Annotated in this window: 24 protein-coding genes; 14 read left to right on the forward strand and 10 right to left on the reverse strand. The window is 35.7% G+C overall.

The genetic code is table 11. From position 1 onward, the window contains the following. Positions 1-31: 31 nt before the first annotated feature. Positions 32-928: a S66 peptidase family protein gene (locus BC952_RS02635; RefSeq protein WP_167445715.1), complete on the reverse strand. Its 897-nt coding sequence runs from the start codon at positions 926-928 to the stop codon at positions 32-34. 268 nt (positions 929-1,196) lie between these two features. Here BC952_RS02635 and BC952_RS02640 point away from each other — a divergent pair, with 268 nt between their 5' ends. The 3 genes from BC952_RS02640 to amaB all read left to right on the forward strand — a co-directional run bounded on the left by BC952_RS02640 (position 1,197) and on the right by amaB (position 4,621). Continuing rightward, on the forward strand, positions 1,197-2,306 hold the full coding sequence (locus tag BC952_RS02640; protein WP_121364134.1) for an endonuclease/exonuclease/phosphatase family protein: 1,110 nt from the start codon (positions 1,197-1,199) through the stop codon (positions 2,304-2,306). A gap of 40 nt (positions 2,307-2,346) precedes the next feature. Further along, on the forward strand, positions 2,347-2,886 hold the full coding sequence (locus BC952_RS02645; protein WP_121364135.1) for a 3-hydroxyanthranilate 3,4-dioxygenase: 540 nt from the start codon (positions 2,347-2,349) through the stop codon (positions 2,884-2,886). Positions 2,887-3,067: 181 nt separating this feature from the next. After that, on the forward strand, positions 3,068-4,621 hold the full coding sequence (gene amaB, locus BC952_RS02650) for an L-piperidine-6-carboxylate dehydrogenase (RefSeq protein WP_121364136.1): 1,554 nt from the start codon (positions 3,068-3,070) through the stop codon (positions 4,619-4,621). Positions 4,622-4,715: 94 nt separating this feature from the next. Here amaB and BC952_RS02655 read toward each other — a convergent pair whose 3' ends face one another. From BC952_RS02655 to BC952_RS02675, 5 genes are all read right to left on the reverse strand, one after another. Then, positions 4,716-5,213: a DUF6646 family protein gene (locus BC952_RS02655; RefSeq protein ID WP_121364919.1), complete on the reverse strand. Its 498-nt coding sequence runs from the start codon at positions 5,211-5,213 to the stop codon at positions 4,716-4,718. A gap of 132 nt (positions 5,214-5,345) precedes the next feature. After that, positions 5,346-6,071: a metallophosphoesterase family protein gene (locus tag BC952_RS02660; protein WP_121364137.1), complete on the reverse strand. Its 726-nt coding sequence runs from the start codon at positions 6,069-6,071 to the stop codon at positions 5,346-5,348. Positions 6,072-6,578: 507 nt separating this feature from the next. Further along, entirely contained in the window at positions 6,579-7,718 is a 1,140-nt protein-coding gene (locus tag BC952_RS02665; RefSeq protein WP_121364138.1) for an ATP-binding protein, read from the reverse strand. Positions 7,719-7,795: 77 nt separating this feature from the next. Continuing rightward, entirely contained in the window at positions 7,796-8,551 is a 756-nt protein-coding gene (locus tag BC952_RS02670) for an SDR family NAD(P)-dependent oxidoreductase (protein ID WP_121364139.1), read from the reverse strand. 48 nt (positions 8,552-8,599) lie between these two features. Next, a complete protein-coding gene (locus BC952_RS02675) occupies positions 8,600-9,472 on the reverse strand; it encodes an aldo/keto reductase (protein ID WP_121364140.1) in 873 nt (290 codons plus the stop codon). Between the two features lie 212 nt (positions 9,473-9,684). On the opposite strand from BC952_RS02675, the gene BC952_RS02680 reads away from it, so the two are divergent. From BC952_RS02680 to BC952_RS02715, 8 genes are all read left to right on the forward strand, one after another. Further along, complete coding sequence (locus tag BC952_RS02680; RefSeq protein ID WP_091166367.1) at positions 9,685-10,689, forward strand: AAA family ATPase; 1,005 nt, start codon at positions 9,685-9,687, stop codon at positions 10,687-10,689. Between the two features lie 80 nt (positions 10,690-10,769). Beyond that, positions 10,770-11,633, forward strand: a complete 864-nt coding sequence (locus BC952_RS02685; protein ID WP_121364141.1) for a DUF58 domain-containing protein — start codon at positions 10,770-10,772, stop codon at positions 11,631-11,633. A gap of 17 nt (positions 11,634-11,650) precedes the next feature. Then, on the forward strand, positions 11,651-13,282 hold the full coding sequence (locus BC952_RS02690; RefSeq protein ID WP_121364142.1) for a hypothetical protein: 1,632 nt from the start codon (positions 11,651-11,653) through the stop codon (positions 13,280-13,282). Beyond that, positions 13,282-14,283, forward strand: a complete 1,002-nt coding sequence (locus BC952_RS02695; RefSeq protein WP_121364143.1) for a vWA domain-containing protein — start codon at positions 13,282-13,284, stop codon at positions 14,281-14,283. The genes BC952_RS02690 and BC952_RS02695 overlap by 1 nt, the downstream gene beginning before the upstream one ends. Before the next feature lie 53 nt (positions 14,284-14,336). Next, entirely contained in the window at positions 14,337-15,368 is a 1,032-nt protein-coding gene (locus BC952_RS02700) for a VWA domain-containing protein (protein WP_121364144.1), read from the forward strand. Between the two features lie 47 nt (positions 15,369-15,415). Beyond that, complete coding sequence (locus tag BC952_RS02705) at positions 15,416-16,183, forward strand: tetratricopeptide repeat protein (protein WP_121364145.1); 768 nt, start codon at positions 15,416-15,418, stop codon at positions 16,181-16,183. Positions 16,184-16,203: 20 nt separating this feature from the next. Then, positions 16,204-17,949, forward strand: a complete 1,746-nt coding sequence (locus BC952_RS02710; RefSeq protein ID WP_121364146.1) for a BatD family protein — start codon at positions 16,204-16,206, stop codon at positions 17,947-17,949. A 65-nt stretch (positions 17,950-18,014) separates the two neighbouring features. Beyond that, positions 18,015-18,758, forward strand: coding sequence for a tetratricopeptide repeat protein (locus tag BC952_RS02715; protein ID WP_121364147.1), 744 nt, complete (start codon positions 18,015-18,017; stop codon positions 18,756-18,758). Positions 18,759-18,780: 22 nt separating this feature from the next. Here BC952_RS02715 and BC952_RS02720 read toward each other — a convergent pair whose 3' ends face one another. Beyond that, entirely contained in the window at positions 18,781-19,284 is a 504-nt protein-coding gene (locus BC952_RS02720) for a CvpA family protein (RefSeq protein ID WP_121364148.1), read from the reverse strand. A 143-nt stretch (positions 19,285-19,427) separates the two neighbouring features. Between BC952_RS02720 and BC952_RS02725 the strand changes: the two genes are divergently transcribed. From BC952_RS02725 to BC952_RS02735, 3 genes are all read left to right on the forward strand, one after another. Then, entirely contained in the window at positions 19,428-19,784 is a 357-nt protein-coding gene (locus tag BC952_RS02725; RefSeq protein ID WP_113636327.1) for a hypothetical protein, read from the forward strand. Between the two features lie 110 nt (positions 19,785-19,894). Further along, positions 19,895-20,926 (forward strand): phenylalanine--tRNA ligase subunit alpha, encoded by a 1,032-nt coding sequence (gene pheS, locus BC952_RS02730; RefSeq protein WP_121364149.1) that lies wholly within the window; start codon positions 19,895-19,897, stop codon positions 20,924-20,926. 88 nt (positions 20,927-21,014) lie between these two features. Then, positions 21,015-21,422, forward strand: a complete 408-nt coding sequence (locus tag BC952_RS02735; protein ID WP_121364150.1) for a hypothetical protein — start codon at positions 21,015-21,017, stop codon at positions 21,420-21,422. A gap of 232 nt (positions 21,423-21,654) precedes the next feature. On the opposite strand, the gene BC952_RS02740 is transcribed toward BC952_RS02735, so the two are convergent. The 3 genes from BC952_RS02740 to BC952_RS02750 form a co-directional block, all read right to left on the reverse strand. Then, on the reverse strand, positions 21,655-21,870 hold the full coding sequence (locus BC952_RS02740) for a hypothetical protein (protein WP_121364151.1): 216 nt from the start codon (positions 21,868-21,870) through the stop codon (positions 21,655-21,657). A 35-nt stretch (positions 21,871-21,905) separates the two neighbouring features. Further along, entirely contained in the window at positions 21,906-22,901 is a 996-nt protein-coding gene (locus BC952_RS02745) for an NAD(P)H-dependent glycerol-3-phosphate dehydrogenase (protein WP_091166355.1), read from the reverse strand. A 311-nt stretch (positions 22,902-23,212) separates the two neighbouring features. After that, positions 23,213-24,376, reverse strand: a complete 1,164-nt coding sequence (locus tag BC952_RS02750; RefSeq protein ID WP_121364152.1) for an iron-containing alcohol dehydrogenase — start codon at positions 24,374-24,376, stop codon at positions 23,213-23,215. Positions 24,377-24,378: the final 2 nt, after the last annotated feature.

Consider the following 24,378-nt stretch of genomic DNA (forward strand, 5'->3'; position numbering starts at 1 on the left):
TGATAATCAACAGTCTGAAATCAAATTGTCTTTATTCAAAAACCAGCGTACTGCATTTTATATTGACATCGATAGTCACATTATTCCCTAAAATCAATGCTCTATTGTCTTGAATATGTCCGGCAGGGAAATTGTAGAGGACAGGAATATTGTATTTTTTGGTAACATCTTCAATAATTTCTATGGCATTTTTCCCCCACGGAATGTCATTATCTTTCATTTTTGTCATGGAACCCACAACAATTCCTTTGATACTTTCCAAACAGCCATTTCGTTTCAAGTTCATCATCATGCGGTCAATATGATACAAATATTCGTCTAAATCTTCTATAAACAATATTTTATCAGTACAATCAATCGCGGATGGGGAACCGAACAAACTGTATAGAATCGATAAATTTCCGCCCACTAATTCTCCGGTAGCTTTTCCGGGTCTGTTCATCAGGAATGGATCTATTTCATAAGACAATTTTTCACCAAATAACGCAATTCGCAGTGTTTCTATCGCTTGAGGAGTTGCTTTAGGAGCGGTTATCGGCATGATTCCGTGAATGGATTTGTAACCCATTGTATTCAAATGATTGTGTAAAACAGTCACATCACTGAAACCAACAATCCATTTTGGATTTTTTTTGAAGGCAGTAAAATCCAGTAAATCAATCATTCGTACGGTTCCGTATCCACCTTTTACACACCAGATGGCTTTGATGTTTGGATTATCTAGTTGTTTCTGAAAATCGGCGGCGCGTTCTTCATCGGTTCCGGCTAATTGGTCGTTGTCTAAACCTATTGTGTTTCCAATGACTACTTCTAAACCCCAACTTTTCAATAAAGCAATAGCGGGTTTCAGGTTGTCATCAGTATTTTTTCTGGCTGTTGCCAAAATTGCTACGGTATCTCCTTTTTGTAAACTAGGCGGTGTAATCATGTTGTATTGGGCTTGACAGTTGAAAGATTGTAAAACAAAAATAAGCAATAGAAATTGATATAATATAGGACTTCGTGGTGTAAAAATTAATCGGTATTTGTTCATGCTTGAATGCTTTTCTGAAAAAATTCTGGTGGTAAAGTTTTAAATGATAAAAACAAAGATAGACAATTAGAAAATAATTCTAAGTTCAGGTTCAAATGACTATTTTTACAATAGCCAGATTCAAAAAAGGAATCTAATCAATAATTGGAAATAAATAAGACCTATGAGAATTACGCACTGGATCCCTATTCTTTTTTTATTTTTTCCAATAATAAAATCTACTGCACAACAGAAAAAATACGTCATTCATACTGTAGCGTTTTATAATTTCGAAAACCTTTTTGACACCATAAATGATCCTGATACTTTTGATGAAGAGTGGACGCCAATGGGTTTGCAGCGATGGACCTACGATAAATATGAAAAGAAATTAGGGAATTTAGCCCGCGTTTTATCTGAAATAGGTTCTGCGGAAAATACGGATTCACCTACATTTATTGGTGGATGCGAAATAGAAAACCGAGGCGTTTTGGAAGATTTGGTCAAACAACCCAAACTAATCGAGAAAGATTTCGGAATTATCCATTTTGATTCGCCGGACAAAAGAGGAATCGATGTGGCGCTGTTGTATCAAAAAAAGAAATTTCAGCCCACGAGTTATAGCAATATTCCGTTGTACATTTATAAAGAAAGCGGAAATACGAATGAAAATTCTAAACCCAGTTCTGAAGAAAAAACAGATGATGAATTGCAAATAAGCACCAAAAATTATCGGGTTTATACACGAGATCAACTTTTGGTAACGGGATTTCTCGATGGTGAGGAAATCAATATCATCGTCAATCACTGGCCGTCACGTTCAGGTGGTGAAAAAAAATCAAGTCCGTTTCGTGAAGCCGCCGGCGCATTAAACCGAAAAATAATAGACTCTTTACAAAGTATAAATCCAAACGCAAAAGTGATTACTTTGGGTGATTTGAATGATGGACCGTATAATAAAAGCGTCAGAATTGGGCTTGGCGCCAAAGCAAAAAAGGCAGATGTGCTTCCGTTTGGAATTTACAATCCATTCGAAGAAATGGCCAAAAAGGGATTTGGAACCATCGCATTTCGGGATGCATGGGATATTTTTGACCAAATAATGGTTTCGGAAACCTTACTACAAACGGATTATTCGAGCTTTCGATATTGGAAAGCAGGAATTTACAACAAGTCATTTTTGATACAAAATAGCGGACAATACAAAGGCTATCCGTTGCGGCATTCCACCACCGAAATAGGATTTAGCGACCATTTTCCTGTCTATATTTATTTGATTAAGGAAAAAAAATAACGTTTTAATATTTCATAACTTTACAATTAAAATAAAAATCATGGCAATAGCAAAACCTTTCAACCTTAATAAATGGATTGACGAAAACCGTCATCTGCTCAAACCGCCCGTTGGTAACAAGAACTTATATACAGAATCCGGAGATTACATAGTTATGATTGTTGCGGGTCCAAATGCCCGAAAAGACTACCATTACAACGAAACCGAAGAGTTATTTTACCAACTCGAAGGCTCGATAAAAGTGATTGTTCAGGAAGACGGCGAGCGGAAAGAAATGGAATTGCATCCGGGCGATATGTACCTTAATCCCTCTAAAATTCCGCATTCTCCAGTTCGTTCCGAAGGTTCTATTGGGCTTGTCATCGAACGAAAAAGAGCAGGACAAGGATTTACAGATGGCTTGCTTTGGTTTTGCGATACTTGTAATCATAAGCTTCACGAAGTCTATTTTGAACTGCATAATATCGAGAAAGATTTTTTGCCTCATTTCGAGCATTTCTATAATTCAGAACACTTGAGAACTTGCGAAAAATGCGGAACTGTAATGGAAACGGATCCTCGATTTGTTGCCAAAAAATAATTTTCAGGAGCTCATCCTGCTATACGCTGTATCTTTATAGGTCTCGTAAAAAACGAGACCTATAAAGGATGCCGCTTCTATCAGGGCTAAAAAATGAAAATATAAGTAGTAACGTTTACTATTTAACCTTAAATCAATATATTTGTAAAAAAATATAACAATTTTTAATAAAAAAGTTACAATGATAACAATAGCAGATCAATTCGGAATGAAGGAAGCATTGGCGCAATTGGGTGTAAAAGCCATAAATGAAGGAACGTCAACCGGGATAAACCATTTTTCAAACGGGGAAATTCTTGAAAGTTATTCACCAGTTGACGGTCAGCTAATAGGTACTGTAAAAACAACTACGGCTGCTGATTATGAAAAAGTAATGCAAACCGCTACCGAAGCTTTTAAAACTTTCAAAGTGATGCCTGCGCCACAACGTGGTGAAATCGTGCGTCAGTTTGGTGAAAAATTACGTAAAAATAAAGAAGCTTTAGGCAAGTTAGTTTCCTATGAAATGGGGAAATCATTGCAAGAAGGATATGGCGAAGTTCAAGAAATGATTGATATCTGTGATTTTGCAGTGGGATTGTCGCGTCAATTACACGGATTAACGATGCACTCCGAACGTCCAGGTCACAGAATGTATGAGCAATACCACCCAATGGGAGTTGTTGGAATCATTTCGGCTTTCAATTTTCCAGTTGCTGTTTGGGCTTGGAACACAGCATTAGCCTGGATTTGTGGCGATGTTTGTGTTTGGAAACCATCTGAAAAAACACCACTTTGCGGGATTGCCTGTCAAAATATTATTGCCGAAGTAATCAAGGAAAATAACCTTCCGGAAGGAATTTCCTGTTTGATAAATGGAGATTACAAAGTGGGTGAAATGATGACTAACGACAAGCGTGTGCCATTGATTTCTGCAACTGGTTCTACTCGTATGGGGAAAATTGTTGCGCAAGCAGTTGCAGGTCGTCTTGGAAAATCATTATTGGAATTAGGCGGAAACAACGCCATCATTGTAACTCCGGATGCTGATATCAAAATGACGGTTATTGGTGCTGTTTTTGGTGCGGTAGGAACGGCAGGACAACGTTGTACATCAACACGTCGTTTAATTATTCACGAAAGTATTTATGATAAAGTTAAAGATGCAATTGTATCGGCTTACAAACAATTACGTATTGGAAATCCTTTGGATGAAAACAACCATGTAGGTCCTGTAATTGATAAGCATGCAGTGGAAATGTACAATAAAGCATTAGAAAAAGTTGTTGCCGAAGGTGGGAAAATCCTAGTGGAAGGTGGCGTGCTTTCTGGTGAAGGATTTGAAAGTGGTTGCTACGTAAAACCAGCAATTGCAGAAGCAGAGAATTCTTTCGAAATCGTACAACATGAAACTTTTGCGCCTGTTTTATATTTATTGAAATATTCAGGAACTGTGGAGAATGCTATCGCAATTCAAAACGGAGTGGCGCAAGGATTATCATCCGCTATTATGACAAATAATTTGCGTGAAGCAGAACTTTTCCTATCCGTTGTAGGTTCTGATTGTGGAATTGCAAATGTAAACATAGGAACTTCCGGTGCAGAAATTGGAGGCGCTTTTGGTGGTGAAAAAGAAACTGGTGGCGGAAGAGAATCAGGTTCTGATGCTTGGAAAGTCTATATGAGAAGACAAACGAATACGATTAATTACACTACAAGTTTGCCATTGGCACAAGGAATCAAATTCGATTTGTAGCAACAAAATATAATAAACTAAAAAAGGCAATTTGAATAGTTCAAATTGCCTTTTTTTATTTCAAATTGCTTCGAGAATTGTTGTGAAAAGTATTCTACAAATTGAAAGAAGCACCAATATTAAACGTAAATTGGTTGTTCAATTTATCAAAACCTATTGGATTTGTTTTGTAACTGGCAATTGGAATTCCAGCTTCGGTAAATACACCAAAACCTTCTGTAAAGAAATAACGGAAACCTAAATGTGCACCAAAATTTCTTAAACCTAAATTTAATCCTGGATAAATATCCATTTTTGGATCTAATTCAAAAACATTTCCCAAGTTTGCATTGAAACGTGCCTTAACATCTACTCTGTCTCCAAAATCAGGTTTGTTTCCTAAATCATCTTTAGAAACAGACAACAAATAAGAGGTAACAAATCCGAATGACATGTTTTCTCCAACACCAAAATCAGAAGAAACACGAATTCCAGAACCTCCGTTTTGAAAGTTCGCTCCAACATCAAATTTAACGTCTCCATTTCCTTTGAAAGCTTGTGCATGCAGCAGTCCAACAGTCAATAACAATACTAATGTGGTAATTTTTTTCATATGAAGATAATATTTGTTTTTTATTGGAATATGGAATTCGCAGATCTTAATTGGTGTTTGTGACCAATTTTCGGTGATGCTCATTTCATACTCTTAATTTTTAAAGTGGGTGCAAAAGTAGTTCAATAAAATCTAATTTCTTCCTTTCTCGTCAAAATACAATTGGTCCAAAGGTTCGCTTTGCCAGAATTCTTTGGTGTCAACATCCATAATGGTCAATGGACCTTTGAATGCTGCTCCGGTATCTACGTTCCAAACATTAGCTTTTTGTACGGGAGTTGTTTCACTAATTCGGGTTACGGGCGTGTGACCAATATAAATTTCATTGTATAAAGTAAACCGTTTTGGATAAAACGGGTGATTGGATTTCATTGTTGTATCCAATGCCAATGCGGTTTCCCAAAGGGTTCTATCCCAATAGAAAAGTCCAGGAAAATATTCGAAATCAACACCGTTCATATTAGTAAAACCAGCATGAACAAACAGACGACGTTGCTCATCCAGATAAAAATTATCCAACGATTTTAGGAATTCAATATGTTTTTGTTTCGTTTCTGTGCTAACGGATTCGTAGGCCAAAACCGTCGCTTCCCCGCCATGTTTGTACCACAACAGATTGTCTTTGCTCTCGTCAAGCCATTCCAGTAATAAATCATCATGGTTACCGCGAATGCAAATGCAGTTTTGTTTCGTTTTTAAATAAATGATAAAATCAAGTACCTGAGGGGATTGGCTCCAGCCGTCAACGTAATCTCCCAAAAAAATCAGGGTATCGTTTTTAGTAACTTTGGCTCTTTCCATAATTTGGTGCAGCGCTCGCAAACCACCGTGGATGTCGCCTATAACAAGTGTTCTCATGTACTGGTTGTTCTTTTATGACTTGAAAAATAGCAGAAAATACAGGCTATTTTTCAAGTCATAAAATTAAGTAAAAGTGTGATGAAGTACTACTTTTTAACTTATTTTTTTAACTAAATTAAAAGGAGCTGTATTTTAAAAAAAAATCTAATTTTTATAGCAAATAACGGTACCAAATTCCTCAAATCTCATTTTAATATAAAGTTGAAATATCACTAATTTAGGTGATTGTTTTATTTATTTTTTCGGATTAGTTTTACAAAAAATTAAACTTTTTTCAAATGAGTACACTTGTTAAGTTATCGTTGCTGTTGGCTAAAATTATCTGTCAATTTTTAAAAGAAATATTGGCTTTTATTTAGGAGTTAAGAAAATTAAAAGAGTTTTATTGCTGCTGATTTTTAATTTGCATCCTGCAATTATTTTTTTCAATTGAAGTCTGATATTAATTTGACTAAATTATTAGAAAAAGATATTGGTTCAAATCCAATATAAAAATCCTAAGAATCACTGCACATCATATTTCATCTTTCTCAAAATCCGCAACGCCTCTTTGAACGATAAATACACTTGGTTGAAAGGTTTTAAAAGCACTTTTGCATCAATTAGTTTTTGCTTGGCATCTTCAAAACCGTTGAGGTAACAAATCATAAAAGTGGAAGGTAAATTCTCTAAATCTTTATGCTCTCTTTCGGTTAACGAAAGTCCTTTTTGGAGTTTTTTCAGCAAAGCAATATTGGCATTATAAATATGAAACAACATTTTCTTGTTGAATTCCGGTGGCTGAAACAGCATCTCTCTTTCAATTTTGTAATAGCCATTATCATGAAAATGAATCGTTTGCTTTTCTAAAGGATAATAGCTCGTTTTGTCGTTCAAGCCCAAAGGAACATATTCAATAATGGTAAAAGTATCTTCGTCAAAAGTAATTTCGACCACATCTTGAGCCGAATAAAACAGCTTAATTTGTTCATTGATCAATTCAATATCAACACGTGACAAATAAGTTTTCTCACGGGATTTTTTGGCTACACCTGCCCAGCAAATCACAAATAATTCTTTGAAAACTTTATATTTAGGCGCCATATCCTTATGGCGAAAATTCATGAAATCAATCACGCCATCGAGTGTGTTTTCAATGCTGTTTCTAGAATTGTTTTCGATACCGATTACGGTTTCCGTATTCTGATAATTTTTTTCAATTTCACCTTCGACTGGCATTGTGTTACTGCCTCGCCGTATGAAAATACTGTTGGCAGGAATCGTGTGAATTCCTTTTTTGAAATGGGAAGTTTTGCTTTTTGGCTTGACCGTTACCAGTCCGATAACTTTATCTTTTGGCAAATTTGGGAAAGGAACATTTTCATACTGAATTTTCGGAGGATTTTCCAAGTATGCATTCACTAAATTCTGAATCCGACTGTCGTCAAAAAAATCATCGCCCACAATAAGATTATCATGATCTTCCACACCTACCACAATATAGGAATTGTTTGTAGGATTCGAATTGGAGAGTGCGCAAATATGTTTTAAAAATTTAGCTTTTCCTTCCCGTGTATGCAAATTCAACTGTCGCTTTTTATCATAAAAACTACTCTCATCATTGTGAGCAAGGAGGTTCTTGATAAGAATGCGTTTGTTGATCATACAATTAGATTTTTTAGATTTCTTAGACCGTTGGATTCTTAGACTCTCTAAATAATCCAACAATCTAAAAATCAATTTTAAATATCTCTTTTTAAAATAGTAGCTGCAGCTTGCGCTGTTGGCAACACCATTAAATCGGCAATATTTACATGATACGGTCTGGAGACTACAAAGTGAATAATATCTGCGATATCTTCAGGATGTAATGGCTCAAAACCTTTGTAAACATTGGTAGCTCTGTCTGTATCACCTTTAAAACGCACTTCGCTAAATTCTGTTTCTACAGCACCGGGATGAATGGCACCGACGCGAATTCCATACGGATTCAAATCCATGCGCATGGCTTGGTTCAATGCGTCAACGGCATGTTTGGAGGCACAATAGACGTTTCCGTTTGGATAAACTTCTTTTCCTGCGATGGAACCAATGTTGATGATATGGCCTGATTTTCGTTCGATCATTTGTGGGATAATTGCTTTCGAAACATACAAAAGCCCTTTTACATTGATGTCAATCATGGCGTCCCAATCATCTAAATCCCCGTTTTGAATGGGATCTAAACCATGCGCATTTCCGGCATTATTAATCAAAACATCAATTTTAGAAAAAGCTTCCGGAATGGAATTGATACTCTCAAAAACCGCTTTTTTGTCCCGAACATCAAAGGACAAAGTATGCACTTCAGTAAATTCCGAAAGTTCTTTTTCAAGAGCCACTAATCGGTCTTCACGGCGTCCGCAAAGAATAATTTTATAGTTATTTTTAGCTAATATTTGTGCTGTTGCTTTACCAATTCCGCTGGTTGCTCCAGTCACTAAGGCTGTTTTAGTCATGATTTTTTTTCTGTTTTTGATTCTAAAGTTGCTGAACTGAACACTATTTTAGGCTACATCATCGCCCATGCTGGCGGTCCAGATGGCAAACCAATCTTCTTTGTCTAATGCTAGTTCGACGGCTTTCATCAGCGATTGAATTCGGGCGACATTTACGGTTCCTGCAATAGGAATTACTTGAGCCGGATGTTTTAAAATCCAAGAAAGTAAAATCGAATCTGATCCCAAATGGTATTTTGAAACTAAGGTTGCCAGTAACTTTTTTAATCGTCTGGTTTGTGGAATGTCTTCTCTAAAAACGGATCCCAGCGGATTCCATGACATAGGTCGAATGTTGTTGGCTTGCATATAATCAAAACTTCCGTCCACCATTGGCTCAAAATTCGTTGCAGAAAATTGCACTTGATTGTATAAAACTTCTGTTTTTTGACTGATTAATTCTGTTTGTGAAGATGTAAAATTAGAAAGTCCAAAATCGATGATTTTCCCGTCTGATTTTAGTTTTAAAACCGCCTCGGCAATTTCATCGGCCTGCATCAAAGGACTAGGTCTGTGGAGTAAAAGGACGTCTAAATAATCCGTCTGTAAATTTTTTAAAGAGTTCTCAACGGACCAGATAATATAATCTTTAGAATACTCGTAATGTTTAATGGTATTGTCTCGGTTTCCGGTTACCATTTGGATGCCACACTTCGAAATCAACTGTAATTTTTCTCGTGCAATTTTACTGGAAGCGAAGGCTTTTCCAAAGTCGGTTTCAGTGGTGTAATCTCCGTATATATCGGCATGGTCAAAAGTGCTGATTTTGTTTTCTAAGCACACATTAATCATGTTTTCCATTTCTTTGGTATTGAGATTTTTATCCCAAATCCCCCAATTCATTACACCCGCTACAATAGGTGATAATTTTGTTTTGCTCATGGTTTTTATTTTTTATTGAAATGTGTAAATCCTGTAATTCAAAGTATATTTTTCAAAGTTCTTAAAAATATAAAAATTGTATCACAATTAGTCCTTAAAATTAAGGCTTTTATTGAAGTTTTAACCATTTTTTAACATCTTACTTCTAAAAAAAAATTCAATTTGCACCTTCAAAACGAAGGCATTAAATTCAAGGTTTTAAAAATAATAAAATGGAAGAAAATACGGCGACTTTAGACATCAGAGCAATCAATGAAAAAATCGAAAGAGAGAGTGCATTTATAGACCTTCTCACAATGGAAATGAACAAGGTTATTGTGGGTCAAAAGCACATGGTGGAGCGTTTGTTAATTGGACTTTTGGGTCAAGGGCATATTTTATTGGAAGGTGTTCCCGGATTAGCAAAAACTTTAGCGATAAACACCCTTTCGCAAGCCGTTCAGGGATCTTTCAGCAGAATTCAATTTACACCGGATTTATTGCCAGCCGATGTTGTGGGAACAATGATTTACAACATTAAGGCTAATGAATTTTCGATAAAAAAAGGACCAATTTTCGCTAATTTCGTCCTTGCCGATGAGATTAACCGTGCGCCAGCCAAAGTGCAGTCGGCATTGCTAGAGGCGATGCAGGAAAAGCAAGTAACTATTGGTGACACTACTTTCAAACTGGACAGACCATTCTTGGTTTTGGCTACTCAAAATCCAATTGAACAAGAAGGAACGTATCAATTACCTGAAGCTCAGGTCGATCGTTTCATGTTGAAAACGGTTATTGATTATCCAAAAATGGAAGACGAACGTTTAGTAATTCGTCAAAACTTAAAAGGAAGTTACGAAAAAGTAAATGCTGTAGTTTCTGTGGAACAAATTTTACGCGCTCAGGAAGCGGTTCGTGAGGTTTACATGGATGAAAAAATAGAAAAATACATACTTGATATCATTTTTGCCACGCGTTACCCAGAGAAATATAAATTGGCTGATTTGAAACCATTAATCAGTTTTGGAGCATCGCCACGTGGAAGTATCAATTTGGCGACTGCCGCAAAATGCTACGCTTTTATCAAACGTCGCGGTTATGTAATTCCAGAGGATGTTCGTGCGGTTGTTCATGATGTGTTGCGTCACAGAATTGGAGTTACCTACGAAGCCGAAGCCGAAAATATTACTTCAGTAGACATCATCAACAAAATCGTAAACGAAGTAGAAGTACCTTAAAGTTTGTTTAATGTTTAGAGTTTTAAGTTGTTGGATTACGACTTGGAACGTTAAGCTTTTAAACTTTAAACAAATTAAAAATGGATACAAAAGACCTCTTAAAAAAAGTCCGAAAAATAGAAATCAAAACCCGAAGATTGAGCGATCACATCTTTTCGGGAGAGTATCATACTTCTTTCAAAGGACGAGGAATGACGTTCAGCGAAGTGCGTCAATACCAGTACGGAGATGATATTCGTGCGATTGATTGGAATGTAACCGCACGTTACAACGAAGCGCACGTAAAGGTTTTTGAGGAAGAGCGCGAATTGACCATGATGTTAATGGTTGATATTTCGGGTTCAGAAAGTTTTGGTTCGAAAAATCAATTTAAGAAAGACATTGTTACAGAAATTGCTGCAACGATGGCTTTTTCGGCAACTCAAAACAATGATAAAATAGGTTTGATTTTGTTTTCGGATGAAATCGAATTGTATATTCCTCCAAAAAAAGGAAGATCACACGTACTTCGAATCATTCGGGAATTAATAGAATTTCAGCCTAAAAGCCGTAAAACAGATATTGCTCAAGCCTTAAAATTTTTATCAGGAACTCAAAAAAAGAAAGCGATTGTGTTTGTGATTTCTGATTTCATGTCGGAAAATTACGAGCAAACTTTAAAAATTGCTGCAAAAAAACACGATATAACGGGGATTCGCGTATATGACATTCGAGAAGAAAAAATGCCGGATTTAGGTATGGTTTCTATGCTTGACGCTGAAACCGGAGCAGTCGAATTGATAAATACCGGTTCTAAAGCAGTGCGAATGAATTATGAAAAACAGTACCGCGACAAAGTCAATTATTTTAAAGAAACATTCAGTAAATCAGGTTCTGGTGTTGTAAACACTAGAGTTGATGAAAGTTATGTGACGAAATTATTAAGTTATTTCAAATCGAGATAAGGGTTCAATAATAAAAGATGAAAAAACAATTATACCTACTACTATTGCTGCTTTCGACTGCGGTTTTTGCACAACAAAAGCAAGTAGTCACAAGTATCGACACTACTAAAAATAAAATTGGTGCGGAATTTAAACTGTCCATAAAAACTACTGTTGATACTTCGTCTAAAGTCATTTTTCCAAAATTGAAAAACTTTGGCGCTTTAGAGGTGATTCAGTCGTATCCTATTGATACTGTCAAAATGGACGGCCGTTATGAATTAATCAAAAAATACGGTTTAACCCAATTTGATTCGGGTAGATACGTGGTTCCAAGTATTAGGATTTTTATCAACAGCAAACCGTTTCTTACGGATTCGCTTTTGGTAGAAGTGGCAAATGTTCAAGTGGATACTTTGAAACAAAAAATGTTCGACATCAAGGATATTGCTCCAGCGGATAACCCAATTGGAGACTGGTGGAAATACCTGTTGATTATTGCTTTGATTGTAGGTATTGGAGCGTTTATTTATTGGTTCATTAAAAAACGCCAAGAAAAGAAATTACAGGAAGAAATTTATAAAACTCCAATCGAGAAAGCGACTACTTTGCTGGATACTTTAGAGAAAAAGGAACTTTGGCAAAAAGGAGAAGTCAAAGCCTATTATAGTGAATTGACTGATATCGCAAGAAATTATATCGAAGAAGCAATTGAAATTCCGGCTATGGAAAGCACGACTTCGGAATTGATTCAGGGTCTTAGAGCAGCTTCTGTAAAAAAGAAAATGACGCTTTCGCAGGAAATAATTGAAAATTTGGAACGCGTTTTGAAACAAGCCGATTTAGTGAAATTTGCCAAGTCAAAACCACTGGATTTCGAAATCACAGAAGACCGAAATAAGATTCAAAAAGCAATTCTGACATTAGACAATTCAATTCCTGTGGAAATTCCGGTAGAGGAAGACATGTTGTTGAATGAAGCGCAAAGACAAAAACAAATCCAAATTCAATTGCGCAAACAAAGGAACAAACGCATCGTTACTGCGGTAGCTTCGGTTGTTTTTTTATTGGCAGCGACCACGACTTTTTTCATCGTTACTAAGGGGTTTGATTATGTAAAAGACAATATTATTGGTCATCCTACAAAAGAATTATTGGAAGGTGAATGGGTAAAAAGTGAGTACGGAAATCCTGGAATTATCATAGAAACACCAAAAGTGCTTAAGAGAGTAGATTTGACAAAAACACTCCCTAAAAACGGAATGGCTTTGATCAAAGAAATGCAGTCTTTTGCTTACGGAAGTGTTTTGGACCGTTTTTATGTGATGGTTTCTACACTAAAATTCAAAGCAGAAACTCAAATTGATTTGGCAAAATCTATGGATGGTGCGCTGCAATCACTTGAAGCGCAAGGAGCTCAAAACATGATTGTAAAACAGGAAGATTTTGAAACCAATGAAGGAGTAAAAGGATTGAAAGCCTATGGAACTTTCTCTCAAATTGATAGCGACAATAAGACTACTGCAAAAATGTATTATGAAGCAATATTGTTCACCCAAGAAGGCGGATTGCAACAGATTTTAATTTTTCATGAAGAAGGAGATAAGTATGGCAACGAAATATCAGAACGCGTTTTAAATGCTGTCGAATTAAAACAAGCAAGTAAATAATGGACAAAATAACATTTTTAAACCCAGAATTTTTTTGGTTGTTTCTGCTGATTCCAGTTGTAATTGTCTGGTTCATGCGAAAAAAGAACCATCAATCAGCCACGTTAAAAATAAGCTCGTTAGAAGGATTTAAAGGAACAGGATCGTATTTGACCAAGTTAAAACCGATGTTGAATGTGCTTCGGGTTTTGGCTTTATGCTCTTTAATTGTAGCTATGGCAAGGCCAAGGACGGTCGATGTGAGTAATAAGACTAAAACAACGAAAGGGATTGATATCGTCATGGCGATAGACGTTTCCGGGAGTATGCTGGCCAAAGATTTGAAACCGAACAGAATGGAAGCTCTGAAACGAGTAGCCGCTGATTTTGTTGAAGAACGACCGAATGACAGGATTGGACTTGTGGTTTATGCCTCTGAAGCGTACACAAAAACGCCGGTCACTAGTGATAAAGCCGTAATTCTGGATGCTATCAACAGTATTAAATATGATAATGTTTTGCAGGACGGAACCGGAATAGGAATGGGATTAGCGACCGCTGTGAATAGATTGAAAGATAGTCAGGCAAAAAGTAAGGTGATTATTCTTTTGACTGATGGGGTGAATAATGCTGGATTTATCGAGCCTGAAACAGCATCGGATATTGCCAAACAATACGGAATCAAAGTGTATACCGTCGGAATTGGAACTAATGGAATGGCCATGTTTCCTTATGCTATCGCGCCAAATGGAAAGTTTTTGTTCCAAATGATGAAAGTAGAAATTGACGAGCAGTTGATGAAAAATATTGCAAGAAAAACAGACGGTAAATATTTCAGAGCAACAAGCAACAGCAAATTAGCGGAGATTTATGCTTCCATCAATAAACTGGAAACCACTGAAATCGAAGAATTAAAATTCTATGATTACGATGAAAAATTCAGACCTTTTATATGGTTCGCCGGTTTTTTATTATTGCTGGAAGTAGGATTAAGGAATACGGTTTTTAAAAGCTTTATATAATGACAGTCGCAAACTGAAAACTGTAACTGAAAACTGCGACTAAAATTAAAAAAATGGAATTAGACGAAAAAAAATATTTATATCTTCTCTTTATACTGCCTTTGGTGGTGTTGGTTTTTCTGTTCAATTTATATTGGAAAAGAAAAAAACAACGCGAGTTTGGCGATTTAGAAATGGTGAAAAAACTGAGTCCGGAAAGTTCAGTTTTTAAACCCGTTTTGAAAGTATCAGTTTTGATTTTGGCTTTACTTGGACTCATTCTTGGTTTGGTAAATCCAAAGATTGGAACCAAAATGGAAACCGTAAAACGAGAAGGAATCGACATTGTTTTTGCTATTGATGTCTCCAAAAGTATGCTGGCCGAAGACGTAGCGCCAAACCGATTGGATAAAAGCAAGCAAATTGTTTCGCAAATTATCAATCAGTTAGGTAGTGACAGAATAGGAATTGTGGCCTATGCAGGAAGTGCTTTCCCAGTATTGCCGATTACTACGGATTATAGTGTTGCAAAAATGTTTCTGCAAAGCATGAATACTGATATGGTTTCCTCCGTAGGAACATCATTCAACGAGGCTATCAAATTATCGTCAACGTATTTTGATGATAAAAAAACGAGTAAGCTATTGATTATGATTTCGGATGGTGAAGACCATAATGAAGGTGCTGATGAAGCCGCCGAAGAAGCGAATAAACTTGGAATTAAAATTATTACAATTGGTGTTGGAACTGAAAAAGGAGGTACGATTCCATTAAAAAGAAATGGAATTATCGAAGGTTTCAAGAAAGACAATAACAACGAAGTAGTTATAACAAAATTGGTTCCAGAAAGTCTGACAGCCATTGCAAAAGCCACAAAAGGAGGTTATGTAAATGGTAATAACACCAAAGAAGTTTTGGAATATGTTAAGAATGCTTTGAATAATATTCAAAAAACAGAGTTTGAGGCTACCGAAATGGCAGATTTTCAATCGCAATTTCAATGGTTCTTGGGTTTTGCCTTTTTGCTATTATTTGTTGATGTATTTCTATTGGAAAGAAAAACGAGTTGGGTTAAAAAGTTGGATTTATTTAACGAGAATAAATAATTATTTCTAAAAGGTTTCAAAGCCTTCTGGATTTATAGATACAATAAATGAAAAGATTTAAAATTATCATAATTGCCTTTTTAATCGTTGCTTTCTCCGGGACAGCCGGATTGCATGCGCAACAAAAAGATCGAATTTTGCCCAAAGCAAACCAAGATTATGCAGACAACAAATTTGTAGATGCGGAGGCTAATTACCGAATTTCGGATTCGAAATTTCCTAATAAAGCAACTGCGCCTTTTAATCTTGGAAATAGTATTTACAAGCAAAAACAATCTTCCGAAGCGAAGTTTGCTTATGCAAAAGCGTTAAAAAATTCGAAAACAAGACCTCAGAAACACCGTGCTTTTCATAATCTTGGGAATGTATTCATGAATGAAAAAGATTACACACAAGCAGTAGAAGCGTATAAAAATGCCTTGCGTAATGATCCAACTGATGAAGAAACCCGTTATAATTATGCTTTGGCCAAAAAAATGCTGAAAGACAATCCGTCAAAGGACGATAAGAAAAAAGACGAGAAGAAAGATCAGGAAAAGAAAGACGATAAAAAGGACGACAAGAAAGACGGCGAAAAAGACAAAAAGGACGATAAAGAAAAAGATAAAAAAGACGATAAAGGCGATCAGGACAAACAAAACAAAGATCCAAAACCAAAAGACAAAGGAGAGCCAAAACCTGCTCCTGGAGGAATCTCTAAGGAACGATTAGAAAATCTTTTAGATGCCGTAAATAAAGAAGAAAAGAAGATTCAGGACAAAGTGAATGCCCAAAAAGTAAAAGGAAAACCAGTTAAAACGGAGAAGGATTGGTAATTCAATTAGAGAGTTTGAAAATGAAAAAATATATAGCGGCGATTGTTTTATTGGTATGCAGCACACTCAGCGCTCAGGTTCAGTTTGAGGCCAGAGTGAGCAAAACTACGCTGGGCTTGAATGAAAGACTGCGTATTGATTTTATGATGAATGTAGATGGCGATAATTTTGTTCAGCCGTCTTTTGATGGTTTCCGAATTATAGCCGGACCAAGTCAGCAAGTGAGTCAATCCTGGGTAAACGGAAGAAGTTCTTTTGAAAAAGCATATTCTTATTTTCTGACACCCAATCAAAAAGGGACATTCATAATCAAGCCGGCGGCTATTGAGTACAACGGTCAAATTTATAAAACGGCACCAATCAAGATTATTGTGACTGCCGCCACGGAACAGCCAAGAGACCCAAACGATACTCAAATGTCTGTGGATGAAAACCTATACCTGGTTGCTGATGTTTCTAAAACAAATCCATACATCAACGAACCCATTACAGTTGTTTATAAATTATATTTTGGTAACATTGGAATTTCAAACCTTGGAGAATCAAGTAAGCCTAAGTACAATGATTTTTGGAGCCAAAATATCGAGATCAAACAACCTGTGGCCGAAGAAGGAATTTTCAAGGGCCAGAATTTCAGGTTTATTGTACTTAAAAAAGTAGTGCTGTATCCGCAAAAATCGGGCAGACTTAAAATTGAGCCATTGTCATTATCGGTAGATGTGCAATTACCAACCAATCGTAGGGATATGTTTGGTCGTATGATGCTTACAGAAACCACTAAACGTGTTTCGGCTGGAGCCAAAACCATCAACGTTAAGCCATTACCCGAGGCAGGAAAACCAGATGATTTCAGCGGTGCGGTTGGAGATTTTGATTTTAAAGTTACTCCATCAAAGACTAATTTGAAACATGGAGAGAGCCTTGATTTGGTTGTAAGCGTATCCGGAAAAGGAAATTTGAAACTATTCAGTTTGCCAAAACCAGTAGTGCCAAATGCACTGGAAATGTACGATGCCGTTCACAGCGAAGATATCAGTACACCACTTTCTGGAATGGCTGGAAAATCGTCGGACAGTTATGCAATAATTCCGCAATACAGAGGAAATTATCCGGTCAAGCCAATGCAGTTTTCTTATTTTGATTTGAGTTCCGGAACCTATAAAACGTTGCGTTCTCCGCAGATTATGATTAATGTTTTGGATGGTCCTACACCAGCTGATTCAACAGCGACAGGCGGAAATAAGAATAAAATTGCAGCGGTAGAGGAATTTAAGAATATCAAGTCAAAAACCAATCTTGTTACCATTGACAAACAGGATTTCTTTGGGTCGAATTTGTTTATTGGATTGTTATTGCTTCCTTTTTTATTGGTACCAATAATTGTGTTATTCAAAAAGAAGAAAGAAGCTATGGATGGTGATATTTCCGGAAACAGAATCCGAATGAATAACAAATTGGCCAAGAAATATTTATCAGAAGCGAAGAAACAAATCAATAACAAAGAACTGTTTTACATTGCTCTGGAAAAAGCGATGCATAATTTCCTCAAAGCGAAATTACACATTGAAACTTCAGAAATGAGTAAGAATAATATTCAGGAATTATTGTTGTCCCGAAATGCAAAACCAGAAGCTGTAAATGATTTTATTGCGCTTACTGAAAATTGTGAAGTGGCTCGTTATGCACCTTCGTCAAGTGTTACGATACAACAGGATTTTGATAAAGCGGTATTTATAATCTCTGAATTAGAAAAACAAATTGCTTAATAAAATTAATTTTTGAGTAAATAGACTTTGCGCCTTTGTGACTTCATCGCAAAAAAAACATAATAATGAAAAACATACTATACATATTATTACTTTCAACTCAGATTTTCTTTGCCCAAAACGGTTTCGAAAAAGGGAATGCCTACTATGCAAAAGGAAAGTATACTGAAGCTGTGGCAGCTTATGAAAGTGTTTTAAAAGACAATAATCAGTCCTCGGAATTGTATTTTAATTTAGGAAATGCGTATTATAAATTGAATGAGGTAGCGCCTTCGATTTACTATTATGAAAAAGCATTGGTGCTAAATCCAAACGATAAGGAAAGCATAAACAACCTGAAATTCGCTCAAAAAAGAACTATTGATGAGATTAAAGTAATTCCAAAAGTAGGTTTTGGAAAGTTACTTCGGGATTTTACCGGAATTTATAATTACAATACTTGGGGATGGATTTCTGTAGGACTGGCGACATTTTTTTTATTGTTTTTTATCGGGTATTATTTTTCACAAAGAACACTTTCTAAACGTATTTTCTTCTTTGGAATGTTTGCAGTATTTATTTTGATGGTCATTACTTTATCTGCTGCAATGATGGAGAAAAGTCATTTTGATACTGAAAAACCAGCCATAATTTTTGCCGAAAGAACGAATATGAAGTCGGAACCCAGAGATAGTGGTAAGCCATTATTAGTATTGCATGAAGGAACAAAAGTGTTTGTTTTTGAAACCATTGGAAAATGGAAAAAAATACAACTGACTGATGGAACCGAAGGCTGGATTGAAACTAGTGCGATTAAGGAAGTGAAATAATAATATTCACTGTGAATATTGCTTACTTTTTCTTCAAACTACTGTACCATTCCTTTAGTGACGGATACATATATCCCGCTGTTTTTTGGATTGGATTGTAAAAAAGTGAATTGTCTAAAGTTTCTTTTTTGGCTAAAATATGATTGTAATTTATTTTTTCGAAAACCGCAAAGACAATACTGATAATCAAAATTGTTTTGAGCACTCGGAAAAAACCGCCGCCCAATTTATTCAACCAGCCTAAAAAAGCAAAATCGGCAATTCCTGTGAGGAACTTTCCTAAAATTGTGACTACCACAACCACAGCGATAAACGTCAGTATAAAGGCAACAACCTGGATTGTATTGGGATTCCACTTCACATATCCTACTAAAATATCCCGCATAAAGGAAGAAAATTTGACAGCAAAATAAATTCCAGCCAATAGCGAAACCAACGAAGCTAGTTCGACAAAAAGACCATTTCTGATTCCTTTATAAAAAGCGAAAGCGAGTAGTACACCCAAAATAATATCTAAAAACCCCATAACGCTTAATTAAGAAAATTATATCCGCAAATATAAAAGAATTGTTCTTTACCATTGTCAGTTTTCAAGTTCTTATCTTTGCCAAAATAATTTTATGAGCGCGGATTTCATAATTCATAATTCATAATTCATAATTCAAAAAAATGTCAAGAGACACACAACTTAAAGAACGCTGGGAACAGCTTGTCAATATACTTTCCAATCAATTTTCGCAAGGTGAAGATTTAGATTTAGACGCCATAATTTATTTAATTGGTGTTCAGGAACTCGGAAAAGTACACAGAGAGTTTAAAAAAGACGAAAAATTAAACCTGATGCACATCGCAATATGTCGTTTATTAGAACCGTATGGTTTTTATGAATTCGAATTTTTTGATGAAGACGGATGGCCACATTACAAAGTAAAAGAGGAATTACCACCGCTAAAAGCTGGAGAACAATCGGTTTTGATGAAAGAAGCCATTGTAAATTATTTCTTGGAAAGAGAAGTAATAGAATAGCTAATTTAAGTAACATCTTTAGTTTTAAATGTAATGCAACAAACTTGAAACTTTAAACTTGAAACTTGGAACAAATTTCTTAAATTTGCACTCTCAATTATGCAATGAAAATGATAGATAAGATAAAAGAATATATTGGCGAAGCACAGGCTTTTTCAACGCAAAATACAGCAGAATTAGAAACTTTTCGAATTAAATTTTTAGGAAGCAAAGGACTTTTGAAAGAGCTTTTCGCTGAATTTAAAAATGTTCCTAACGACCAAAAAAAGGAATTTGGACAGGTAATTAACCTGCTTAAAACTTCTGCCGAAGAAAAAGTAAAATCCATTCAGGAAGCTTTGGAAAGCAAAGAAGAAAGCAAAGAAGAAAGCAAAGGGTTTTATGGGGATTTGACCCGTTCACCTGAACCAGTTATTATTGGCTCTCGTCACCCTATTTCATTGGTTAAAAACCAAATTATAGACATCTTTTCAACCATAGGTTTTAACGTTTCCGAAGGTCCGGAAATTGAGGACGACTGGCATAATTTTACCGCATTGAACTTACCGGAATACCATCCAGCACGTGATATGCAAGACACGTTTTTTATTCAGACCAATCCTGATATTTTATTGCGTACGCACACTTCATCGGTGCAAGTGCGCTACATGGAAAATAATAAACCGCCCATTCGTACCATTTCTCCGGGAAGGGTTTTTCGTAATGAGGCTGTTTCGTCCCGTTCACACTGTATTTTCCACCAAGTAGAAGGATTATACATTGACAAAGACGTTTCATTTGCCGACTTAAAACAAACGCTTTTGTATTTCACCAAAGAGATGTTTGGAAAATCAAAAATCCGTTTGCGTCCGTCTTATTTCCCGTTTACAGAGCCAAGTGCTGAAATCGATATTTATTGGGGTTTGAAAACCGAAACCGATTATCGTATCACCAAAGGGACCGGTTGGTTAGAAATTGGTGGTTGTGGAATGGTAGATCCTAATGTATTAAAAAACTGTAACATCAGTCCGGAAGAATATACTGGTTTCGCGTTTGGAATGGGAATCGAAAGAATTGCCATGTTGTTGTATCAAATCGGAGACATCCGTATGTTTTACGAAAATGACGTTCGTTTCTTGGAGCAATTCAAATCAAGTATATAAAAATTAAAATTTTTGATCAGCGATTTTTGATTTTAGAAGTTTAAATCTACAATCAAAAATCGTTAATCATCAATCAACAATCAAATAAATGAAAGCCGACATCATCATTCCCGAAGTAGAAAATGTTTTCCTTGCAGCGGTCCAAGAATGGAGCGACGATTTTATGGAAAAAGTATGGTATGCTTACTTAATAAACGACAGTGATTTTCTAATCGAAAGCGTTATGGTTGTTTCCAAAGCATTTGGAACCATAGACGGTGAAATGAAAAAAACCTCACTTTTGCGTCATGCTTTTGTAGAAGTGCCTGCAGTTTCTGTGGTAAAAATTGAAATGATCGAAAAGAGTGTTTTGACACTTAACAATGAGTTCATGCTCACCTTTTTTATTGGGGACAAATTATACGATAAAAAGTTTACTTTCAAAGCAAATTTCATCAATGAAACGGAAGTCGAAGAAGTGCCTATCTTATTTGTTGACGGCGTTATCGTGAGATAGTTCAGCACTATCGTCATCACGTATGACTTTTTTCTTCCAATTCAAATAGCCCACTATAAATAACTCCGACTAAAACGAAATAAAGTGCTCGGAGTAGATTTTTTTTGGACAAAAAAACATCTTCAAAAGACATTTCGAACAGGTCAAAAACGGATAGACATAAGGCAAAAATAAATCCCCAAATCCCACCATTTTTAATCTAAAATTTCCAACTTTCGCTCATAGAAATGATTTAGCGGTTCTGTTGTTTAACTTTGGATTTCCAGGTAAAATAACCTAAAACAAATATCCCTACAGCGATATAGGCAGCTGCTCGAATATAAAAATTAGGCATAGCAACCTGTTCCGAAAAAGGGATTTCTTTAATGTCGAATAATACATTGAATACCGTCATAAATACACCCCAAATTCCGCCAGTTTTAATTTGATATTTCCATCTTTCGCTCATGAAGTAATTGTGTTTGGTTGTTATTTGAAGCTGAATTAATCGAGTTTGTCGGTCAGTTTTTTGAATACGGCTTTAGCATCCTGACCTTCGTATAATATACTGTACACTGCATCTATAATTGGTGTTTTGGCACCATAAGCCTGATTGAGTTTATACGCGCTTTTTACTGCGTAATATCCTTCAGCAACCATACTCATTTCCATCATTGCTGATTTAACGGTGTAGCCTTTACCAATCATATTCCCGAACATTCTGTTTCTGGAGAATATAGAATAACCGGTAACCAATAAATCGCCTAAATAAGCAGAGTCATTGATGTTTCGTTTCATCTTATGAACTTTCTTGATAAATTTTTTCATCTCGCGTATCCCATTACTCATCAATACCGACTGGAAATTATCGCCATAACCTAAACCATGAGCCATTCCTGCTGCAATTGCATAAATGTTCTTTAACATCGCTGCATATTCCGTTCCTATAATATCGTCTGTAATTTTGGTTTTGATGTAATTTCCAGATAAATTTTTTGCAACGACTTTGGCTTTATCAGGATCGCCGCAAGCAATCGTAAGATAGGAAAGACGCTCCATGGCAACTTCTTCAGCGTGACAAGGACCTGTAATTACACCAATGTTGTAATAAGGAATGTCATATTTTACATGAAAATGTTCTCCTACAATTAAACTTGTTTCAGGGACAATTCCTTTAATCGCCGAGAAAATGATTTTATCTTTTAGAGAAACGGTTAATTTTGCTAATTCACCATCCAAAAAAGCAGATGGAATAGCAAAAATTATGTAATCTGCATACGCTACAGCTTCATTGATGTCACTGGTTAGTTTCAGTTTTTTAGTATCAAATTCAACCGAACTTAAATAATTTGGATTATGTTTGTAGGTTTTAATATGCTCTATAGCAGCTTCATTGCGCATGTACCACGAAATCTCGGTAAGATTTACGCATAACATTTTTGCTATCGCTGTCGCCCAACTTCCACCACCTATTACTGCGAATTTTATATTTTCAGCCATTTTTTTATTGAATTTAATCAAAAGTACTTAAAAAAGGACTGATTATACAAATAAAATTAGAACAAGAAGGTTGATTTTTAAACGTGTTGGAAATACTGCAATTATTGAGAATGAAAAATAATTTCAATTTTTTTTAAATTTTAACACAATATAAGTATAGCTATTTCGTTCTTGTTATTTATTGTTTAATAATTTAACAGGATAATGAGAATTGAGTTAGTTAGTTATAATTTAGAATTTTAAAAGGCGTTCCCAAAAAATGAGAACGCCTTTTTATTTAAACCAAGGTAATTGGTATTAAGTTGTTTTAATTAATAACTCATTTCAACAATAGATTTAACCTTTTCTAAAGTGATATTTTGTTTTTCGCCTAATCCTAACCAACCTCTTTCTTTAAAACGATCCACTATAAAATCTGCCGTTTTATCAAAATCTTTTGTATAATCAGATAATTTAGTGTCCATTCCCATCGTGTGGAAAAATTCAACGGTTTTGTTGATGGCTTCGTTTGCGATTTCATCTTCAGTTCCCGTTAAATTGAAAATACGTTTTCCATATTGTGCCAATTTTCCTTTTTTAGTTTCAAACATTACTCGGTATAAATTTGGACCCACAACTGCCAATGTTCTGGCGTGATCTATTCCGTACAAAGCCGTTAATTCGTGCCCAATCATGTGCGTTGCCCAATCCGAAGGAACTCCTTTTTGGATTAATCCATTCAAAGCCATCGTACAACTCCACATAAAGTTGGAAGCCAAAGCATAATCTTTAGGATTTTCAACTACTTCTGGCCCCACTTGAATCAAAGTTTGTAAAATGCTTTCTGCAATTCTATCTTGAAGATATCCTTCGTGCGGATATGTTAAGTATTGTTCCAAGACATGGGTGTAGGCGTCAACAACTCCGTTTTGCAATTGTCTTTTTGGCAAAGATTCAATTACGGTTGGATCACATATAGAAAATTTTGGAAATAATGCAGAGCCACCAAAAGCTAATTTTTCCTGCGTAGCTTCAATAGTTACTACAGCTCCTGAATTCATCTCGCTTCCAGTTGCCGGTAAAGTCAATACAGTTCCAAAAGGAACCACTTTAGACAAATCTTTAATCAATAATCTCTTTTGAAGAATATCCATTGGATTTCCGTCAAAGTTCACAGCGGCCGAAATGAATTTTACGCCATCAATTACAGAACCTCCACCAACGGCAAGGATAAAATCTATGTTTTGTTCCTTGATAACGTCAACTGCTTTCATCAATGTTTCAAAATGTGGATTTGGTTCAATTCCTCCAAATTCTACGATTTCAAAACCCTTCAGATTGTTGATTACTTGCTCATGAATTCCATTTTTGAAAATACTTCCACCGCCATACGCCAAAAGTATTTTTGCTCCTTTTGGTACTAAAGTGGATAATTTTTCTATTTGTCCTTTTCCAAAAACTAAATTGGTAGGATTGTATAATTCGAAATTTAACATCT

The sequence above is a fragment of the Flavobacterium limicola genome (assembly GCF_003634755.1).
GTDB lineage: Bacteria > Bacteroidota > Bacteroidia > Flavobacteriales > Flavobacteriaceae > Flavobacterium > Flavobacterium limicola.

What these genes read in the sequence shown, in the direction of transcription:
- BC952_RS02635 (WP_167445715.1), bottom strand. Translation starts at nt 928, where the DNA reads ATGATTACACCGCCTAGTTTACAAAAAGGAGATACCGTAGCAATTTTG.
- BC952_RS02640 (WP_121364134.1), top strand. Translation starts at nt 1,197, where the DNA reads ATGAGAATTACGCACTGGATCCCTATTCTTTTTTTATTTTTTCCAATA.
- BC952_RS02645 (WP_121364135.1), top strand. Translation starts at nt 2,347, where the DNA reads ATGGCAATAGCAAAACCTTTCAACCTTAATAAATGGATTGACGAAAAC.
- amaB (WP_121364136.1), top strand. Translation starts at nt 3,068, where the DNA reads ATGATAACAATAGCAGATCAATTCGGAATGAAGGAAGCATTGGCGCAA.
- BC952_RS02655 (WP_121364919.1), bottom strand. Translation starts at nt 5,213, where the DNA reads ATGAAAAAAATTACCACATTAGTATTGTTATTGACTGTTGGACTGCTG.
- BC952_RS02660 (WP_121364137.1), bottom strand. Translation starts at nt 6,071, where the DNA reads ATGAGAACACTTGTTATAGGCGACATCCACGGTGGTTTGCGAGCGCTG.
- BC952_RS02665 (WP_121364138.1), bottom strand. Translation starts at nt 7,718, where the DNA reads ATGATCAACAAACGCATTCTTATCAAGAACCTCCTTGCTCACAATGAT.
- BC952_RS02670 (WP_121364139.1), bottom strand. Translation starts at nt 8,551, where the DNA reads ATGACTAAAACAGCCTTAGTGACTGGAGCAACCAGCGGAATTGGTAAA.
- BC952_RS02675 (WP_121364140.1), bottom strand. Translation starts at nt 9,472, where the DNA reads ATGAGCAAAACAAAATTATCACCTATTGTAGCGGGTGTAATGAATTGG.
- BC952_RS02680 (WP_091166367.1), top strand. Translation starts at nt 9,685, where the DNA reads ATGGAAGAAAATACGGCGACTTTAGACATCAGAGCAATCAATGAAAAA.
- BC952_RS02685 (WP_121364141.1), top strand. Translation starts at nt 10,770, where the DNA reads ATGGATACAAAAGACCTCTTAAAAAAAGTCCGAAAAATAGAAATCAAA.
- BC952_RS02690 (WP_121364142.1), top strand. Translation starts at nt 11,651, where the DNA reads ATGAAAAAACAATTATACCTACTACTATTGCTGCTTTCGACTGCGGTT.
- BC952_RS02695 (WP_121364143.1), top strand. Translation starts at nt 13,282, where the DNA reads ATGGACAAAATAACATTTTTAAACCCAGAATTTTTTTGGTTGTTTCTG.
- BC952_RS02700 (WP_121364144.1), top strand. Translation starts at nt 14,337, where the DNA reads ATGGAATTAGACGAAAAAAAATATTTATATCTTCTCTTTATACTGCCT.
- BC952_RS02705 (WP_121364145.1), top strand. Translation starts at nt 15,416, where the DNA reads ATGAAAAGATTTAAAATTATCATAATTGCCTTTTTAATCGTTGCTTTC.
- BC952_RS02710 (WP_121364146.1), top strand. Translation starts at nt 16,204, where the DNA reads ATGAAAAAATATATAGCGGCGATTGTTTTATTGGTATGCAGCACACTC.
- BC952_RS02715 (WP_121364147.1), top strand. Translation starts at nt 18,015, where the DNA reads ATGAAAAACATACTATACATATTATTACTTTCAACTCAGATTTTCTTT.
- BC952_RS02720 (WP_121364148.1), bottom strand. Translation starts at nt 19,284, where the DNA reads ATGGGGTTTTTAGATATTATTTTGGGTGTACTACTCGCTTTCGCTTTT.
- BC952_RS02725 (WP_113636327.1), top strand. Translation starts at nt 19,428, where the DNA reads ATGTCAAGAGACACACAACTTAAAGAACGCTGGGAACAGCTTGTCAAT.
- pheS (WP_121364149.1), top strand. Translation starts at nt 19,895, where the DNA reads ATGATAGATAAGATAAAAGAATATATTGGCGAAGCACAGGCTTTTTCA.
- BC952_RS02735 (WP_121364150.1), top strand. Translation starts at nt 21,015, where the DNA reads ATGAAAGCCGACATCATCATTCCCGAAGTAGAAAATGTTTTCCTTGCA.
- BC952_RS02740 (WP_121364151.1), bottom strand. Translation starts at nt 21,870, where the DNA reads ATGAGCGAAAGATGGAAATATCAAATTAAAACTGGCGGAATTTGGGGT.
- BC952_RS02745 (WP_091166355.1), bottom strand. Translation starts at nt 22,901, where the DNA reads ATGGCTGAAAATATAAAATTCGCAGTAATAGGTGGTGGAAGTTGGGCG.
- BC952_RS02750 (WP_121364152.1), bottom strand. Translation starts at nt 24,376, where the DNA reads ATGTTAAATTTCGAATTATACAATCCTACCAATTTAGTTTTTGGAAAA.